Source organism: Ornithinibacillus xuwenensis (assembly GCF_039614845.1).
Taxonomy (GTDB): domain Bacteria; phylum Bacillota; class Bacilli; order Bacillales; family Amphibacillaceae; genus Ornithinibacillus; species Ornithinibacillus xuwenensis.
This window is the reverse complement of the sequence record NZ_JBDIML010000001.1, coordinates 290,065-306,496: the sequence shown is the minus strand read 5'-3', so window position 1 is coordinate 306,496 and position 16,432 is coordinate 290,065. Positions and strand designations below refer to the sequence as shown.

Here is a 16,432-nt window from a genome sequence, read left to right as displayed (position 1 = left end):
CACTTTTTGGCTATTATACGTTAAATAGCTCATGAGCTTTCTCTTTAATATCTATTAATTCATCCTCACCAACATTTTTAGACTCGACAATTTCAAGCAATTCCTGCACGAATGTAGACTTTTCCTTAAAGTTCATATCTAGCGCTAAGTAGTCTAACTTCACTTGTTCGGTTTTCACCCCTGCTTCTTCAAATAGCTGAATAGCATATGAATGATTCTTATAATCTTCTGCATAGAAAACAGTTTTAATACCGCTTTGGATAAGCTGTTTGCAGCATTGTAAACAAGGAAAGTGAGTCACATAGATGTCTGCATTTTCAGTGGGAACCCCAAATTTTGCGCATTGTAATAAAGCATTAGCCTCTGCATGTACAGTGCGGACACAATGTCCATCAATTACATAACAGCCCTCATCAACACAATGAACACTTCCAGAAACACTTCCATTATATCCACCAGCAATAATTCGCTTATCACGGACAATTGTGGCGCCAACCATTAGTCTTGTGCATGTACTTCTTAATGCTAATAACTGACTTTGAGCCATAAAATACTGGTTCCAAGAGATTCTATCCAAAATATTAACTCCTCTCCTATTTCTTATAATAGTTTACCTTCCTAGCTTATCTATCGTCAAACATCTAAGGAATTTGCACCTCATCTTGTATAATTTCTAGTGTTTTCTCACCAATTCCAGTAACGTCTAGTAAATCTTCTAGTTTTTTAAAGTACCCGTGCTCCTCACGATGTGCAATAATCGCTTTAGCCTTGGAAGGCCCAATTCCTGTTATTTGTTGCATTTCTTCCTCTGTTGCATAATTTATCCTTATTTTATTTTGTTGATTTTCGGGTGACGCACCTGTTTGTTCTCCCTTCAATGGTACTAGTATAGTCATTTCATCAAAGACCTTTTGTGCTAAATTAACCATTGTTTGATCTGCTTTATCAGTAAACCCACCCGCTTCTTTAATCACATCATTCACGCGAGCATTAACACTCATCTCATACACACCTGGAACGTTAACCTCCCCTTTAACGTCCACTATAATAATCGTATTTTCTTGTTCTGTACTGTCTACTTCATTGGTAGCATTTACGTCCGATGCCACGGTTAAAATACCCTCCTCGGGTGGTTCTTGTATCACAGAAACCAATAGAATAACCAGACCCAAACCAACTATTAATAGAACTATAAAGAAATTCTTATGCAGAAATTTAACCAACAGTATCACTTCCAAAACTTAAATATATAAAGACCATCACATTAATTGCAATTCCATCATACTTAAACAATTATTTCGATGCAAAATTAAAAAAGGACGAGAAAATATATTATCTCGTCCTTTTTTGTGCTATAAAGAAAATTCTTTCTGCTTCATCCTCTGAAAAATGCTTTTCTAAGAAGAAATCTCCACAAACAGTTAAAATTTCAAAGCCTGCAATTTTTAATAAATCGATATACGTATCGACTGGATAGGTTTGTTGGTGGTGAGTCTCATCAAATCGAATATACGTATCTCCTTGCTGACTATAAAATGTTAAGTCATGATACATTTCTCCTTCAGATTCACCTTCATAGCAAAACCAAATATAGGAGCTATCTTCTGTAACATCAGCAAAGGTTTGGTTCGCTAGATGATGATGGACATGAGAAAGAGAATGCACATCAAAAATGAAAATACCCTCTTCTTTTAAAGAATGAAAAACATTTGAGAATACCTGTAAGACGTCTTCCTTTGTTGTGATGTAATTAATAACATCACAATAACTAAGAGCAACATCCAACCCAGAAAGTCCTTTAAGTTCAATTAAATCCTGATGTATCCATTGGATTTGTAAATTACGCTTCGCAGCTTTTTGTTCCGCTATAGTAAGCATGTCTTGGGCAAAATCCACGCCTGAAACATGAAACCCTTTTTCCGCCAATCGAATCGAAACTTCACCGGTGCCACATCCCAGATCAACTAGCTTTACATCCTTCTGATTGTACCGCGCTAGCACCTTTTCCGTAAATTCCACCCATTTATCATATGGTGCATCTTCCATAAGCTTATCATAAAGCCCTGCCATTAATTGATATGCCATAAATTATTGACCTACCTCAAGCGGTACTTGAGATGCATCTCCCCATAAACGTTCTAAATTATAATATTGTCTTTCATCAATATGGAAAACATGACAAACAATATCACCTAAATCAACCAGTACCCATCTCGCTTGCTCCAATCCTTCGAGACGTTTTACAGCGATGTCATTTTCTTCCATTTTGTCTTTAACCGCTCTAGCAATGGACTGAACTTGACGTTCATTTGTTCCATGACAGATCAGAAAATAGTCCGCAACAAGTGATACTTGTTCCATATCCAGTGCCATAATATCCTCTGCCCTCTTATCATCACATGCTTCTGCTGCTAGATTAAGTATTTCTAATGAGTTTTTGGTCAAAATTATTACCTCCATCTAAACATTTCGTTAAATAATTGTAAGCGTGAAAAGTATCAGGATAAATTCGATTTTGCCGCTTCATAAGATATTCAATTGTATTTCGTGAAACCATCCAGGCAGCTATCTCTATATTTTGATTAGCCACCTCTCGAACCTCATCAAGTCCAGGGAAGCTTCTTCCGGGTTCAATATAATCTGCTACAAACACAATAAGCTCTAATTTCCCCATATTTGCTCTACCAGTAGTATGATAATAGATTGCAGATTGAATTTCTTCATCTTGTATGCCGTGTTCCTGCTCAATAAGAAGTGAAGCAACCGGTCCATGCCATAGCTCATGATGATACTGAAGTAGATCCTTTGGTAAGTAACTTAATCGAATAATTCTTTCCATTTCTTCCAATGGTCTATATTTACAATAATCATGGAAAATAGAAGCCAACTCAGCTTTTTCTGTGGATGCGCCGTACTTTTGGGCTAACTTAGTAGCTGTATCAGCAACACGTAATGTATGGTCGAACCTTTCTTTTGTTAAATGTGGTTCGACGATAGAAATTGCCTCAGCCTTTTTCATAAAAACCATGCTCCTTAATATACGTATGTACCGAATTGGGAACAAGATATTTAATGGACTTATTCTCTGAAATCCGCTCCCTAATATTGCTTGAGGACACATCGACGAATGGAATATCAACTTCCGTTATTGGAAACGGACTCTCCATGGAGTATCCTACTCGTTTTACGCCTACAAAGCGAACCAACTGAAGTAATTCATCAATTCGGTACCATTTAGGCAAATATTCAACCATATCCGCACCAATAATAAAATAATATTCATTGTCAGGAAAAGTATCTTTTAATTGTTTCATGGTATCAATCGTGTATGATTTACCTGATCGTTCTACTTCTATTGTATTCAGAATAAAAGAATTATTGTCCGCTAATGCCAGTTTTAGCATATCGATTCTACTTTCGGCATCCATCGTTGCTTCTAACTTATGAGGAGGTTCGAAAGTTGGAATGAACCAAATTTCTTCCAACTGAAGTTCAGTCCGTACTGTTTCAGCAATTATTAGGTGTCCTATATGTGGTGGATCGAACGTACCACCTAATATTCCGATACGCTTCATGGATCTGCTCCTTTTCAAGCAATTATTAGGGTAGTTGAATTTGTTTATTCTCTTCTGACTCTTTATAAAGTACGATATTATTTCCAATTATTTGTACAATCTCTGCGCTTGTTCCAGCCTGTAATTCTTCTGCTACCGTTTCTTTGTCATCTAAACAATTTTGCAAAATACTCACTTTAATTAGTTCTCTTTTTTCTAAGGCTTCATTTACTTGTGTAATCATATTTTCGTTGACCCCAATTTTCCCAACCTGAAAAATAGGTTTTAAATGATGTGCTTGGGAACGAAGAAATCGTTTTTGTTTTCCTGTTAGCATGATATCACCCTTCTAATATTTGTTTAAGTTTTTGATCCATACCCTTTATGGATGGCTGCTTGCCAGTCCATATTTCAAAGGCATATTGTGCTTGATTTAACAGCATCGTATGCCCGAGGTGAATCCTAGCACCTTGTGCTACAGCATCCTTTATAAAGTTTGTCCATATTGGCTGATAAAGAATATCACTCACAATAACAGAATCCTTTAGATTATGAAGCTGCAGTGGTGATTGTTCCGTATTCGGTTTCATCCCTACACTTGTGGTTTGTATAATTAAATCATACTTTTTCAGGTTCTCTTGTGCTTTTGATAATGATATTACTTCTGAATAGGTCTTAGCAGCTTTTCCCTTAACTATCTCAAGGGCATTTTCTGTTGTTCTATTTGTAATATCAATTGATTGGAATCCAAATTGGTTTAATGCAAAATATATACCTCTAGCTGCACCACCTGCACCAATAATGAGAATATGTTTTTCCTTATTCTTCATAAACTCTGGATAATATTGCTCTAGAGTACGTATATATCCAATACCATCTGTATTATAACCTATCAAGCGATTATTTCTTTTTACCACTGTATTGACAGCACCTATTTGTTTTGCGTTATCATCTAATTCATCTAATAATGGGATGATTTTTTGTTTAAATGGTAAAGTCACATTGAAGCCTACATAACCTTTGTCAAGCAAGTACTGTATTTCAGATTCAAATCTAGCTGGAAATATTTCTTCTATCGTGTAATTTCCCTTTAAATCAGTTTCTTCAAGAAACGTACGATGTATCCAAGGTGATAAGGAATGTTGGATTGGATAGCCAATCAGCGCTAATGGATAATCCATTTTATTCCTCCTATATCAGAGATTTTCGAATGGTAACAGCTACCTCTTTTGGACTATGGGCTACTATCGTCGTATTTGCTCCTGTAACTGTAATCCAGCCTAAACCAGGGAATACAATATCTGTTTTTTCACCATGTAGACGAAATGCGCTGTTCGTAAATTCCGGTAATGTCTTTAAAGATTCTTCATCAGGAGGTGAAAGCATTTCTCCAACATGGTTTTTGTATAATTCATCTGCGTTTTCTAATTTTGTTCGGTGAATCGGTAACTGATTCGAGAAATAACAGACAAATGATTGACGCTCTCCTTTGATAAAATCCAATCGAGCCAATCCACCGATAAACAAAGTCTGTTCTGCATTCAACTGATATACCCTCGGCTTAATTTCCTTATTCGGGGTGATAATCTTTAGAGCGTGATCTGAAATATAATGAGCAATTTGTTCGTGATTGACAATACCTGGTGTATCAATAAGAGCAGATTGGTCATCTAATGGAATTTCAATAAACCCTAGTGTTGTTCCAGGAAAGTAAGATGTCGTAATCACATCACTTTCTCCAACTGATTGCTTAATTAGTCGATTAATAAATGTTGACTTTCCAACATTTGTAGTACCTACAATATAAACATCCCGATTCTCTCGGTAATATTCGATTTGCTCAGTTAATTCTTCTATCCCATACCCTTTTACAGAAGAAATGAGAAATACGTCTTTTACCTTCAGTCCAAGTTCTTTTGCTGATGAGCGTAACCACTGTATAAGTTTACGTCGGTTGGTCGATTTTGGCAACAAGTCCATTTTATTCCCTACTAATAGGATGGGGTTATTACCAACAATTCTCGGTAGACTCTTTATCATCGTACCATTCACATCAAAAATATCGATAATATGTACAACTAATCCATTCTTATCCCGTATGGAACTAACCATCTTTAAAAAATCATCATCATGAATGGATACATCTTGTATTTCATTATAATGCTTTAGACGAAAGCATCTTTTACATAGTATATTGTCTTTTTCTAATGAAGATTTTGGCGTATAACCTAGTCCTTTTGGATCTTCGGTTTGAATTTCTACACCACAACCTACACAATAGATGGATTCCATCATTATTCCTCCCAACTAATCATGCCTTTTTTTCGAAAGTAATTCATAATTTTACGTTCAATTCTACGATTAAACTGTGTTATTTTTTCATCGGTTTGAACAATCGGGACTACTAGTATTGTATGAAAACCAGCTCGATTTCCGCCAAGAACATCCGTCAATAATTGATCACCAATTACAACTATTTCCTCTTTTTTTAATCCCATTTGTTTTGCTGCTGTCTTAAATGCACGTGTTAATGGTTTTCTAGCACTGAAGACAAATGGGGAACCTAATGGCTCGGAAAACATTTTCACTCGTTCTTCTTTATTATTGGATATGATGGTTACTTTAATGCCATTATCACGCATTTGTTTAAACCACTCTATAACTTCAGGCGTTGCATTCTTCACATCCCATGCAACTAACGTATTATCCAAATCGGTAATAATACCTTTAATTCCTTTGTTCTTTAGTAGCTCTGGCTTAATTTCAAAAACGTTTTTCACATGTTCATTTGGTAAAAATCTAGTTAACAAACTATGACACCTCTTCATCTACTTTTTTCTATTGTCTCTATCCTAACCTATATCATGTTTAATCTATAGTATTTTCGGTAATTAATTATAGTACAGCATAATCCACATATAAAAAAATACCATATATATGCTGGAGAAGGTAGAAATATGTAATTAACACGTAAAATATGCAATAATCGTTCGACAAATTCTCTTAATTCTTGCATTGTGGATAACTATATTCACATTATCAACATTGTAGTTACTGGGTTTCCTTAGCATTTCAGCTGTTTATACACAAGTTATCTACATAGGGCTGTAGATAACTGACGCCTTGTTCAGATTTTTGTTTCGTGTTACGTTATTAATGTCTTAAAGCTAGTATTAATGGTAGATGGAATATAGTACATAAATTTAGGAGGGCTATGATTATGGAACATTTGTCAGATGAATTATTAATTGAATCTTTTTACAAAGCAAATGAATTAAAATTGAGCCCTGATTTTGTTTCACTTATTAAAGATGAAATATATCGCCGAGGTTTAAGTCACAAAATCAAATATACTAGTTAACAGAAATCGACACAACTTAAAAATTTAATTATCCTTTATAAATAGGAAGAAAGCAAATCAACTCTTGTCATTATTGTGAATGATGAGAGTTTTTATTTTTTCCATCAAAAAAGTATGGTAAGCTTTCTTTTAAATGCATAACTGTATATTACTTTATAAGATCCTTATTTTTATATAAAATAAATGTATACAGTATTTTAAAAGTAGGAAGCATATGCTTTATATGCAAGGAATTGATTGATACCCCAATTCTCATAGGTCGTTGCGTTATGAAATCTTCTAATTAGCAATGCTGGAATTACCCCACCTTTTAGCTTACAGCGATAATAAGCCTAGGTAAGGGATTACTTTCCTTTAGATTTTTTCGATACATACTTTAGAATCAGCATGAACAAGGAACTCATAATGAAAACTTTCAACGCCCCAAACTTATAGCTATTATTTAGGAGGTCTATTAGCAAATGATTTTCGCTGTATTAATCCCCCTTGTACTTGCTTTGTTTGTTCCATTATTAAGCAAACTCAAGGCAAAAGTACATACAGGTATTTTCGTGGTATTTATTCCATTAGGCATATTTCTATATTTTTTAAGCTTTATCGGTAGTGACTTCAAGGCCGTTCGCCATGTTTATCATTGGATTCCTTCACTTGGAATTAATTTTGATTTTTATCTTGATGGCCTTAGCTTATTATTTGTATTACTGATTAGTGGAATTGGAACACTAGTCGTGTTTTATTCCATCTATTATTTACATGTATCAGAGAATTTAGGTCATTTTTATGTATACTTACTAATGTTCATGTCAGCCATGCTTGGGGTAGTATTGTCTGATAATGTATTCGTTTTGTATACGTTTTGGGAATTAACCTCCATATCTTCTTTCCTATTAATTGGTTTTTGGCATCACCGTGAACGTTCCAGATATGGTGCACAAAAATCTATGCTGATTACTGTATTTGGTGGCCTCAGCATGCTAGGTGGTCTACTATTACTAACCGTTATCACAGATACCACTAGTATCCGAGCAATGATTGAGCATGTTGATATGATATTAAACAGCCAATATTTACCACTGATTATGGTATTAATCCTATTAGGTGCATTTACAAAATCTGCACAATTTCCTTTCCACATATGGCTTCCGGATGCTATGGAAGCACCAACACCGGTTAGTGCCTACTTACACTCTGCAACAATGGTAAAAGCTGGTATCTATCTAGTGGCACGCTTTTCTCCAATATTTGCAGCGTATGAATGGTTCTTCATAGTCGTAAGTATAGTTGGACTTCTAACCCTTATTTGGGCGTCCTATATGGCTGTGAGACAGACCGATTTAAAGGGTATTCTGGCATTCTCTACCGTTAGTCAATTAGGGATGATCATGGCAATGCTTGGATTTGGTACAGGACCTGCTGTTTTTGCAGCAGTATTTCATATATTAAACCACGCTACCTTTAAAGGCGGTCTCTTTATGGTTGCTGGAATTATTGATCATGAGACAGGAACAAGGGATATCCGAAAGCTGGGCGGTCTATTAACGTTTATGCCAATGTCTGCAACGCTAGCATTATTTGGTACATTTTCCATGGCTGGTGTTCCATTACCATTCTTAAACGGATTCTATAGTAAGGAAGCTTTCTTTAAATCAGCTGTCGAATTAAATGAAGCTAGTGGTGGGCTTGCTAGCTTTCTAACTACGGCAATACCATACTTAGCTGTTTTTGGGAGTATTTTTACCTTTGTCTATTCCATGTACTTCTTTTTTGGGGTATTTACAGGACCAAAAAAGCTCACGTTATTACCTAAGAAGCCGCATGAAGCACCAATTGGAATGCTACTTTCTCCAATCGTGCTCGTAGCTGGTGTAATTGTAATCGGGCTATTTCCAAAATTGGTAAATGGAACATTATTAATTCATGCAGCACAAGCAGTTAATTCTGCAGCAGAGTATCACAAAATTAAATTTTGGCATGGTTTTGATGAACCAGCCCTCATCATGTCTCTTATTGTAGTTGCAATAGGTATTATTCTATTCCTAACTATCAAAAAATGGAGCAAAATATATCATGTACTTCCCGGTAAGCTAAGCTTTAACAAGGTATACGATAAAATCATCGAAAAAACTGATGCGTATGCATCTAAAATTACGAATTCCTATATGACTGGTTCATTAAAATTATATATGTCTATCATCTTAGGCACGATTATAGTTGCTACTTTTATCATCATGTTTATGACTGGTGGATTTGATATTAATGTTGATGATCTAGCAGATGTTGAATTGGTTGATTTAGCTGTCGTATTTATTATGGTGTTAGCTGCTGTTGCGACCATATTTGTTAATAACAAATTAGCACTAATCATCATTACTGGTATTGTTGGTTTTGGAATATCAATATTATTTGTTATTTTCCGTGCCCCAGATTTAGCACTTACGCAGCTTGTAGTGGAAACAGTTTCCATGGCTCTATTCCTCCTGGCATATTATCACCTGCCAGAGCTTCGAAAGCGAAACGAGCCTTTACGTGCTACAACACTGAATACCATTCTCGCCGTTGGGGTCGGTACATTAATCACAATGGTTGGTATATCTGCTCATAGTTCAGATTGGTTTGATAGCATTTCAGATTACTTTGTCGAGAATTCCTACTATTTAGGTGGCGGTCATAATATTGTCAATGTAATCTTAGTAGATATGCGTGGACTAGATACATTGTTTGAGATTACAGTGTTGGGTATTGCAGCATTAGCCATCTATGGCCTCATAAAAGTCAGAAAGAATAAGGAGGCAGAATAAGTGGAAATCATTATCCTCATCCTATCTGGAATCTTATTTGCAACAGCAATTTATAATCTATTACAGAAGCAATTGCTGCGAATTATTATCGGGACCGTTTTGTTATCACATGGTGCGCATTTAGTCATTTTAACAATGGGGAAATTAAAAGGTGGTCAGCCTCCAATATTGGATGATTCGGTGACTAATTATACGGATCCCCTACCACAAGCATTGATTTTAACATCAATCGTTATTAGCTTTGGTATTACAAGTCTCTTACTTGTATTAAGTTATCGAACTGCCAAAGAAAATAAAACAGATAATATGGAAGAAATGAGGGGTGAATCGAATGAGTAATTTAGCAATCTTACCGATTATCATCCCAATGTTATCTGGTATCATTGTTGCTTTTACAAATCGTAATGTAAGGCTAACACGTATCTTAACTAAGTTTTTCTCTCTCATTAGTTTAGCTGTGGCAGCTTATGTTACGTATACGGTTTTCACAGATGGTGCTATCATATTGGAAACTGGAGATTGGGCTGCACCATACGGTATTATTATGGTTGCAGATAAATTATCAATCTTACTCATTTTAACAACTAATTTTATTGCAACTGCTGCTGCTTTTTATGCACCGAATTCTTTAACAATGCAACAGGAGAGACATTATTTTTACACCTTCTACTTTCTCTTGATAGCAGGCGTATCTGGTGCCTTTTTAACGGGTGATTTATTCAACTTATTTGTATTCTTTGAAGTATTATTAATGGCTTCCTATGCGCTAATTGTTTTAGGAGGCGAACGAGTTCAGCTTAGAGAGTCAATTAAATATGTCCTTATTAATTTGTTCTCATCCATGTTGTTTGTGACATGTGTTGCGCTGCTATATGGTGTTGTTGGTACTGTTAACATGGCACAGATTGCAGAACGGGTTGCAGAAGTAGATCAAAAAGGGGTCTTAACAACGATTGGTGTCTTACTATTCTTTGTTTTCGGTACCAAAGCAGCCCTATTCCCGCTGTACTATTGGTTACCAAGACCATATATCGTTCCAAATCCAGTCGTTTCAGCATTATTTGGAGCGCTCTTAACGAAGGTCGGAATATACTCGATTTTACGTGTATTTTCATTAATATTTGTTCATAAAATGGAGATTACCCACGAGGCCTTTATTTGGATCGCTGGATTATCCATGTTATTTGGAGTCATTGGTGCGTTATCAACCAATAATATTAAATTAATAATTGCCTATAACATTATCCCTGCAATTGGATTCATCATTATGGGAATTGGCGTATTTAACGTCGATGGATTAAGTGGCTCTGTTTACTACTTGATTCATGACATGATTATCAAATCTGCCCTATTCTTACTAGTTGGTGTTATCGCTTATGTTGCTGGTACATCGGATTTACGAAAAATGAAGGGTCTCATCCATCATTACCCACTACTTGGGTGGTTACTATTCATAGCCGCATTTATTCTAGCTGGGATTCCGCCTTTTAGTGGCTTTATTGGAAAGCTACTATTGCTTAGAGGAGCGCTATCAGCAGATGAAATCGCCATTACAATCATTGGTTTATTATCAAGCTTATTGATCCTCTATTCTGTGATGAAGATATTCATTCGCGGATTCTGGGGTGAGAAAGACGATTCAAAAAACTATTCGAAGAAAGCATCCTTGGGATTAGTCTTACCGGTGGTATTCTTATTAACGATATCAGTACTGCTTGGTATTGGTGCAGAATATATTTACCCTTCTATTGAAGGAATCGCTGAATACTTATTGGATCCCCAAATTTATATTGATTCTGTGTTAAAGGAGTAGTGAACGATGGCATTTCAAATAATCATAAACCTAATTATTGCGATTATGTGGATGTTCCTTAGTGAATCATATACACTAGCAAGCTTTATCGCTGGTTTTATTTGGGGAATTCTCTTAGTGCTTCTACTAAACCGTTTTATACCAGGTAGATTTTACGGAATAAGGTTCGTAAAAATTCTCAAGCTTATTCTCTTATTCATGAAAGAACTAATTTTATCGAATCTTAGTATTTTAAGGCTAATCTACACACCAAAGCCTGAAATTGAACCTGGGATTTTTGCCATACCGCTAGAAGTAAAGAGCAATTGGGAAATTACGTTATTAGCACATCTTATAACCTTAACACCAGGAACTCTATCGGTCGCAGTATCCGATGACAATCGTACACTCTATGTACATGCAATGGATATTGATGAAGTAGATAAATCCGTTCAAGAAATAAAGGATAGCTTTGAGAAAGCAATTCTGGAGGTGACCAGATAATGGAAAATCTACTAGACATAACAAATGAAATTCTAAAGTATACAATCTTGATCTGTTCCATTGGAATTGCACTTTCCCTAATACTATTATTTTATCGGGTAATAAAAGGCCCTACCAATCCTGACAGAGCAGTCGGTCTTGATACCATTGGAATAAATCTAATGGCATTAACAGGATTAATAGCTATTTATCTTTCTACACCATATCTAAATGATATTGTCTTGTTGATAGGAATCTTAGGATTCTTAGGTACACTTGCTACTGCAAAATACGTAGAAAAGGGTGTTATTATTGACCGAGATTTGGATTAAACTCATCATAAACATAATTATTATTCTATTACTGTTAATTGGCACCTTTATTACGCTATCCGCTTCCATTGGAATAATCAGGTTCCCTGATATTTTCACTAGATTACATGCTGCTACTAAAGCATCTACTTTAGGTGTCTCAAGTGTACTAATTGGAACATTTCTGTTTTTATACGCGAAAGAGAACATCGTTAGTGGTAAATTATTAATCGGAATTCTATTCATCTTTATTACAGCACCTGTATCAGCTCATATGATTGGGCGAGCTGCCCATAACAGTGGCATCAAGCCTCTAACTAAAAATCGAACAGATGCATATGAGGATGCTATGAGAAAAAATAACTAAGTGGTAATCGTTATCCTGCTTAATACTGGATAACGATTTTTTTATTATTTCATGCTCGTATTTGTTTTCTTCGGACAGACACAAATCAAGCACGTGCGTCATAGTTTGATTATATAGGCTATAGCCCAGCCTAGTCAGGAGGTGTATGTGTTTGTCCGGAATAATGAGTGTCCTTGCATTGTTAATAAAAGAAGCCCTATTCTTTGTTTCCTATGTAAAAAATCATGCGTTTCCACAACCACTATCCTCGGAGGAGGAAGCAAAGTATATTGAGGAAATGCAAAACGGAAGCGAAGAAGCAAGAAATAAACTCATCGAACACAACTTGCGGCTTGTTGCACATATTGTGAAGAAGTTCGAAAATACCGGGGAAGATATGGAGGATTTAATCTCGATTGGAACGATTGGCCTAATAAAAGGTATTGAGAGCTTCTCTGTCGGAAAAGGAACCAAACTTGCAACTTATGCTGCCAGATGTATAGAAAATGAGATACTGATGCACTTGAGGGCTTTAAAGAAGGTAAAAAAAGACGTTTCGTTACATGATCCAATTGGGCAGGATAAAGAAGGAAACGAAATTAGTCTTATTGACATTTTAGAAGCAGAAAATGAAAATGTCATTGAATACATCCAATTAAATATGGAGATTGCAAAAATGCAGGATTATTTTTCAATTCTTGATAAACGCGAAAGAGAAGTAATTATTTATCGCTATGGATTGAATAATAAAAAAGAAATGACGCAACGGGAAATTGCGAAAAAATTAAACATATCAAGAAGCTATGTATCTCGAATCGAAAAAAGGGCTTTAATGAAAGTATTCCATGAGTACTACCGAAATGAACGTAGAGGTTCCTAAACAAATACTACAAGAAAAAGGCTGTCATCGAATGACAGCCTTTATTATTACATCTTTAACCCTTGAACCATATGAAAAATCATTTGGGAAGCATTTTCTGCAGCTTTCTTTAAAAATGCATCGAAGGATACCGAAGACTCTTTGCCAGCAATATCAGAAAGCGCACGAATAACAACAAATGGGCAGTTATATTGATGACAAACTTGCGCAATCGCTGCTGCTTCCATTTCTGCAGCAATCATATTAGGAAACTTTTGACGAACATTCTGTACTCGAATTGGGTCTTCCATAAAGGAGTCACCCGTTGCAATTAACCCAACTTCTGCTTGGACATTCATCACTTCTGTTGAATCCATTGCTTGTTGCATAAGCTGTGGATTAGACTTATAAGTAGCTGGCATTCCTGGAACTTGTCCATATTCATAATCAAAGGCTGTCACATCCACATCGTGATGGACAACATCAGATGAGATAACTACATCACCAACCTCTAGCTTATTGGAGAATCCACCAGCAGAACCTGTATTGATAATACAAGTTGGGGAATAGCGTTCCATTAATATAGTCGTTGCCATAGCAGCATTTACTTTTCCAATACCAGACTTTAATAGAACTACCGCTTCACCCTTTAACTCTCCACGGATAAATAAGCAATTAGCTATCGTAACCTCTTCTTTATCCGTCATCTCATTTTGTATAATTTCAATTTCTTCATCCATTGCACCAATAATACCTATTGTCATGATGTCAATCCTCCTAGTGTTCTTGACCAGTTAATTATCATTTTTCTCGAGTTCCTTTAGAACTTCGACTAATGTCGGTTGCCAGCCTTGACCATCTACCCAGCTTATATACACACGATAAATCTCAGTTTCTGCCTTGTTGGTAACGGTACCAATCGCTTTTTGATCTCCACCGTTTCCAATCCAGTAAGTTTCCATTTCTTCTTCACTTAGACCTGTCGCTAAACGAATTGCCTTCTCCATTTCCTTCCAGTCTTGTGATTCGGTAACAAATTGAGTGGTATGTGGACCTGTTTGCTCTGTACCAACAGGCTGCCATGCACCCGTATATGCTTCTATTACGTTATCATCGTCAGAGTTTGGTTCTGTAGGCTCTTTATCGACGTTATCATTCGTAGTACCCTCATCTTCGGTAGAATCTGATTCTTCTGTATCACTACTAGATTCTTCAGTTTGAGAGGAATCTTCATCATTTGAGGCTTCTGAATCTTGTTCTGTATTCTCATCCGTCTCTGTATCCTCAGCTTCATCATCAGCAGTATCATTTGTCTTTTCATCACTTGTAGTTTCATCTGTGTTGGCTGGCTCATCATCTGGCCCAAATATCCACATTCCTATTAACAGAACAATAAGAAAGATAGCTGCACTAATTAATATAGACATTAATTTAGTATTTTTACGTCTCTTTTCAAATTTATTTACACGAGTATGTCGATCAAATTCACTCATTCTACTCCCTCCCTATGTATACTTTATTATAGTACCATAAATTCTATGCAACTAACTATATCACTTTGTTTACTATCCTATTTCATGGTACTTAAAAGATAGTAGAGAAGTGTTGATTGATACTTTAATCAGCCGGGACAAATAAAAAAAGCGGAGTAGCTACACCGCCTTTTCATATATCTATTCTACTTTTAGTATTTTTACTTGGATTTCTCCACCTGGTGTCACGACAGAAACCTCTTCACCTATTTCATGACCAAGCAAGCTTTTTGCCATTGGTGAATCATTCGAGATTTTCCCTTCAAATGGGTCTGCTTCTGCACTACCAACAATTGTATATGTTTCTTCTTCACCATCTGGTAATTCAACAAACGTTACGGATTTACCTAAGGATACTACATCAGGGTTTTGATTATCATTTTCTATAATAACAGCATTACGAATCATTTTTTCAACTTGTGCAATTCGTGATTCAACAAAAGCCTGTTCATCCTTTGCTGCATCATACTCGGAGTTCTCCGATAGATCTCCAAAATCACGTGCAACTTTAATTCGTTCAACTACTTCTTGTCTTCTTTCCGTTTTTAGATAAAGAAGTTCTTGTTCTAACTTCTCTTTCCCCTCTAATGTCATATAATAACTTTTCTCTACAGCCATTTAAAAAACACTCCTTTTTCTATCTACTGCTCCTACATAATAAACAATGCATGCTATTTATTCTATACAACCAGTAACTTAAAAAGTATACTAACCATAACTATGGCAGATTTTATTTTAATTTTCAATACTTTTGTTTAAACTATTTTCTTTATTTTTAGACAAAATATGTTCGATTTTTGTTGCCATGATATCAATAGCTACATGGTTTTGTCCGCCTTCTGGAATAATAATATCCGCATATCGCTTAGTTGGTTCAACAAATTGCAAATGCATTGGTCGAACCGCATTTAAATATTGGTCAATAACAGAATCCAACGTTCTTCCACGTTCTTTAATGTCACGTAATAACCTTCTAATAATGCGTAAATCAGCATCGGTATCCACAAAGACTTTAATATCCATTAAATCAACTAAACGAGGATCTTCTAATATTAAGATTCCTTCTAAAATAATGACATCCTTAGGCTCAACCGTTATTACTTCGTTGGATCGATTATGTACTTTATAATCGTATACTGGTTTTTCGATTGCTTGATGATTCAATAATTTATGAACATGTTCGATAAGTAAATCATTATCAAATGCGAATGGATGATCATAATTTGTCTTTAATCTTTCCTCAAAAGGTAAATGACTTTGATCCTTATAATAATAATCCTGTTCAATAACTAGAATTGTCTTATCGGTAAAACGCTGGCAGATTGATCTTGTTACAGATGTTTTCCCACTTCCGCTTCCACCTGCAACTCCAATAACTACTGGTTTGTCTTGCATG

At 35.7% G+C, this 16,432-nt stretch carries 22 protein-coding genes; 8 read left to right on the top strand and 14 right to left on the bottom strand.

The features are described from left to right. Positions 1-13: 13 nt before the first annotated feature. The 10 genes from ABC228_RS01880 to ABC228_RS01835 form a co-directional block, all read right to left on the bottom strand. A complete protein-coding gene (locus tag ABC228_RS01880) occupies positions 14-577 on the bottom strand; it encodes a ComE operon protein 2 (protein ID WP_345823395.1) in 564 nt (187 codons plus the stop codon). Between the two features lie 64 nt (positions 578-641). Further along, entirely contained in the window at positions 642-1,109 is a 468-nt protein-coding gene (locus tag ABC228_RS01875) for a helix-hairpin-helix domain-containing protein (RefSeq protein ID WP_345823394.1), read from the bottom strand. Positions 1,110-1,332: 223 nt separating this feature from the next. Further along, a complete protein-coding gene (locus tag ABC228_RS01870) occupies positions 1,333-2,085 on the bottom strand; it encodes a class I SAM-dependent DNA methyltransferase (RefSeq protein WP_345823393.1) in 753 nt (250 codons plus the stop codon). 3 nt (positions 2,086-2,088) lie between these two features. Beyond that, the gene (gene rsfS, locus ABC228_RS01865) at positions 2,089-2,460 is read right to left on the bottom strand and encodes a ribosome silencing factor (protein ID WP_345823392.1); all 372 of its coding nucleotides are present in this window, start codon (positions 2,458-2,460) and stop codon (positions 2,089-2,091) included. Next, entirely contained in the window at positions 2,417-3,019 is a 603-nt protein-coding gene (gene yqeK / locus ABC228_RS01860) for a bis(5'-nucleosyl)-tetraphosphatase (symmetrical) YqeK (RefSeq protein WP_345823391.1), read from the bottom strand. Before yqeK ends, rsfS begins: the two co-directional genes overlap by 44 nt. Next, positions 3,006-3,575, bottom strand: coding sequence for a nicotinate-nucleotide adenylyltransferase (locus ABC228_RS01855; protein WP_345823390.1), 570 nt, complete (start codon positions 3,573-3,575; stop codon positions 3,006-3,008). Before ABC228_RS01855 ends, yqeK begins: the two co-directional genes overlap by 14 nt. Before the next feature lie 25 nt (positions 3,576-3,600). Beyond that, positions 3,601-3,891: a ribosome assembly RNA-binding protein YhbY gene (gene yhbY, locus ABC228_RS01850; protein WP_345823389.1), complete on the bottom strand. Its 291-nt coding sequence runs from the start codon at positions 3,889-3,891 to the stop codon at positions 3,601-3,603. A gap of 4 nt (positions 3,892-3,895) precedes the next feature. Continuing rightward, positions 3,896-4,735: a shikimate dehydrogenase gene (gene aroE, locus ABC228_RS01845; RefSeq protein WP_345823388.1), complete on the bottom strand. Its 840-nt coding sequence runs from the start codon at positions 4,733-4,735 to the stop codon at positions 3,896-3,898. Between the two features lie 10 nt (positions 4,736-4,745). After that, positions 4,746-5,846, bottom strand: coding sequence for a ribosome biogenesis GTPase YqeH (gene yqeH / locus ABC228_RS01840; RefSeq protein WP_345824145.1), 1,101 nt, complete (start codon positions 5,844-5,846; stop codon positions 4,746-4,748). A 2-nt stretch (positions 5,847-5,848) separates the two neighbouring features. Next, the gene (locus ABC228_RS01835) at positions 5,849-6,364 is read right to left on the bottom strand and encodes a YqeG family HAD IIIA-type phosphatase (protein ID WP_345823387.1); all 516 of its coding nucleotides are present in this window, start codon (positions 6,362-6,364) and stop codon (positions 5,849-5,851) included. Between the two features lie 410 nt (positions 6,365-6,774). Here ABC228_RS01835 and sda point away from each other — a divergent pair, with 410 nt between their 5' ends. The 8 genes from sda (at position 6,775) to sigK (ending at position 13,525) form a co-directional block, all read left to right on the top strand. Beyond that, positions 6,775-6,915: a sporulation histidine kinase inhibitor Sda gene (gene sda / locus ABC228_RS01830; RefSeq protein WP_345823386.1), complete on the top strand. Its 141-nt coding sequence runs from the start codon at positions 6,775-6,777 to the stop codon at positions 6,913-6,915. 461 nt (positions 6,916-7,376) lie between these two features. After that, the gene (locus ABC228_RS01825; RefSeq protein ID WP_345823385.1) at positions 7,377-9,713 is read left to right on the top strand and encodes a Na+/H+ antiporter subunit A; all 2,337 of its coding nucleotides are present in this window, start codon (positions 7,377-7,379) and stop codon (positions 9,711-9,713) included. After that, positions 9,714-10,052, top strand: a complete 339-nt coding sequence (locus tag ABC228_RS01820) for a Na(+)/H(+) antiporter subunit C (protein ID WP_345823384.1) — start codon at positions 9,714-9,716, stop codon at positions 10,050-10,052. It abuts the gene before it with no gap. Beyond that, positions 10,045-11,526: a Na+/H+ antiporter subunit D gene (locus ABC228_RS01815; RefSeq protein WP_345823383.1), complete on the top strand. Its 1,482-nt coding sequence runs from the start codon at positions 10,045-10,047 to the stop codon at positions 11,524-11,526. The genes ABC228_RS01820 and ABC228_RS01815 overlap by 8 nt, the downstream gene beginning before the upstream one ends. Positions 11,527-11,532: 6 nt before the next feature. Then, positions 11,533-12,009 (top strand): Na+/H+ antiporter subunit E, encoded by a 477-nt coding sequence (locus ABC228_RS01810; protein ID WP_345823382.1) that lies wholly within the window; start codon positions 11,533-11,535, stop codon positions 12,007-12,009. Continuing rightward, complete coding sequence (locus ABC228_RS01805) at positions 12,009-12,320, top strand: Na(+)/H(+) antiporter subunit F1 (protein ID WP_345823381.1); 312 nt, start codon at positions 12,009-12,011, stop codon at positions 12,318-12,320. Before ABC228_RS01810 ends, ABC228_RS01805 begins: the two co-directional genes overlap by 1 nt. Next, positions 12,301-12,666, top strand: a complete 366-nt coding sequence (gene mnhG, locus ABC228_RS01800; RefSeq protein ID WP_345823380.1) for a monovalent cation/H(+) antiporter subunit G — start codon at positions 12,301-12,303, stop codon at positions 12,664-12,666. Before ABC228_RS01805 ends, mnhG begins: the two co-directional genes overlap by 20 nt. A gap of 151 nt (positions 12,667-12,817) precedes the next feature. Continuing rightward, the gene (sigK, locus tag ABC228_RS01795; protein WP_345823379.1) at positions 12,818-13,525 is read left to right on the top strand and encodes an RNA polymerase sporulation sigma factor SigK; all 708 of its coding nucleotides are present in this window, start codon (positions 12,818-12,820) and stop codon (positions 13,523-13,525) included. Positions 13,526-13,572: 47 nt separating this feature from the next. On the opposite strand, the gene mtnN is transcribed toward sigK, so the two are convergent. From mtnN to udk, 4 genes are all read right to left on the bottom strand, one after another. After that, positions 13,573-14,268, bottom strand: a complete 696-nt coding sequence (gene mtnN, locus ABC228_RS01790) for a 5'-methylthioadenosine/S-adenosylhomocysteine nucleosidase (protein WP_345823378.1) — start codon at positions 14,266-14,268, stop codon at positions 13,573-13,575. Between the two features lie 30 nt (positions 14,269-14,298). Further along, on the bottom strand, positions 14,299-14,997 hold the full coding sequence (locus tag ABC228_RS01785) for a YrrS family protein (RefSeq protein ID WP_345823377.1): 699 nt from the start codon (positions 14,995-14,997) through the stop codon (positions 14,299-14,301). A gap of 180 nt (positions 14,998-15,177) precedes the next feature. Beyond that, positions 15,178-15,654 (bottom strand): transcription elongation factor GreA, encoded by a 477-nt coding sequence (gene greA / locus ABC228_RS01780; RefSeq protein WP_345823376.1) that lies wholly within the window; start codon positions 15,652-15,654, stop codon positions 15,178-15,180. Positions 15,655-15,771: 117 nt separating this feature from the next. Continuing rightward, positions 15,772-16,431 (bottom strand): uridine kinase, encoded by a 660-nt coding sequence (gene udk, locus ABC228_RS01775; protein ID WP_345823375.1) that lies wholly within the window; start codon positions 16,429-16,431, stop codon positions 15,772-15,774. Between the last annotated feature and the right edge of the window lies 1 nt (position 16,432).

What these genes read in the sequence shown, in the direction of transcription:
- yqeH (WP_345824145.1), bottom strand. Translation starts at nt 5,846, where the DNA reads ATGGAATCCATCTATTGTGTAGGTTGTGGTGTAGAAATTCAAACCGAA.
- udk (WP_345823375.1), bottom strand. Translation starts at nt 16,431, where the DNA reads ATGCAAGACAAACCAGTAGTTATTGGAGTTGCAGGTGGAAGCGGAAGT.
- ABC228_RS01785 (WP_345823377.1), bottom strand. Translation starts at nt 14,997, where the DNA reads ATGAGTGAATTTGATCGACATACTCGTGTAAATAAATTTGAAAAGAGA.
- aroE (WP_345823388.1), bottom strand. Translation starts at nt 4,735, where the DNA reads ATGGATTATCCATTAGCGCTGATTGGCTATCCAATCCAACATTCCTTA.
- greA (WP_345823376.1), bottom strand. Translation starts at nt 15,654, where the DNA reads ATGGCTGTAGAGAAAAGTTATTATATGACATTAGAGGGGAAAGAGAAG.
- ABC228_RS01825 (WP_345823385.1), top strand. Translation starts at nt 7,377, where the DNA reads ATGATTTTCGCTGTATTAATCCCCCTTGTACTTGCTTTGTTTGTTCCA.
- ABC228_RS01805 (WP_345823381.1), top strand. Translation starts at nt 12,009, where the DNA reads ATGGAAAATCTACTAGACATAACAAATGAAATTCTAAAGTATACAATC.
- rsfS (WP_345823392.1), bottom strand. Translation starts at nt 2,460, where the DNA reads ATGGAGGTAATAATTTTGACCAAAAACTCATTAGAAATACTTAATCTA.
- ABC228_RS01855 (WP_345823390.1), bottom strand. Translation starts at nt 3,575, where the DNA reads ATGAAGCGTATCGGAATATTAGGTGGTACGTTCGATCCACCACATATA.
- yqeK (WP_345823391.1), bottom strand. Translation starts at nt 3,019, where the DNA reads ATGAAAAAGGCTGAGGCAATTTCTATCGTCGAACCACATTTAACAAAA.
- ABC228_RS01810 (WP_345823382.1), top strand. Translation starts at nt 11,533, where the DNA reads ATGGCATTTCAAATAATCATAAACCTAATTATTGCGATTATGTGGATG.
- sda (WP_345823386.1), top strand. Translation starts at nt 6,775, where the DNA reads ATGGAACATTTGTCAGATGAATTATTAATTGAATCTTTTTACAAAGCA.
- ABC228_RS01870 (WP_345823393.1), bottom strand. Translation starts at nt 2,085, where the DNA reads ATGGCATATCAATTAATGGCAGGGCTTTATGATAAGCTTATGGAAGAT.
- yhbY (WP_345823389.1), bottom strand. Translation starts at nt 3,891, where the DNA reads ATGCTAACAGGAAAACAAAAACGATTTCTTCGTTCCCAAGCACATCAT.
- mtnN (WP_345823378.1), bottom strand. Translation starts at nt 14,268, where the DNA reads ATGACAATAGGTATTATTGGTGCAATGGATGAAGAAATTGAAATTATA.
- ABC228_RS01815 (WP_345823383.1), top strand. Translation starts at nt 10,045, where the DNA reads ATGAGTAATTTAGCAATCTTACCGATTATCATCCCAATGTTATCTGGT.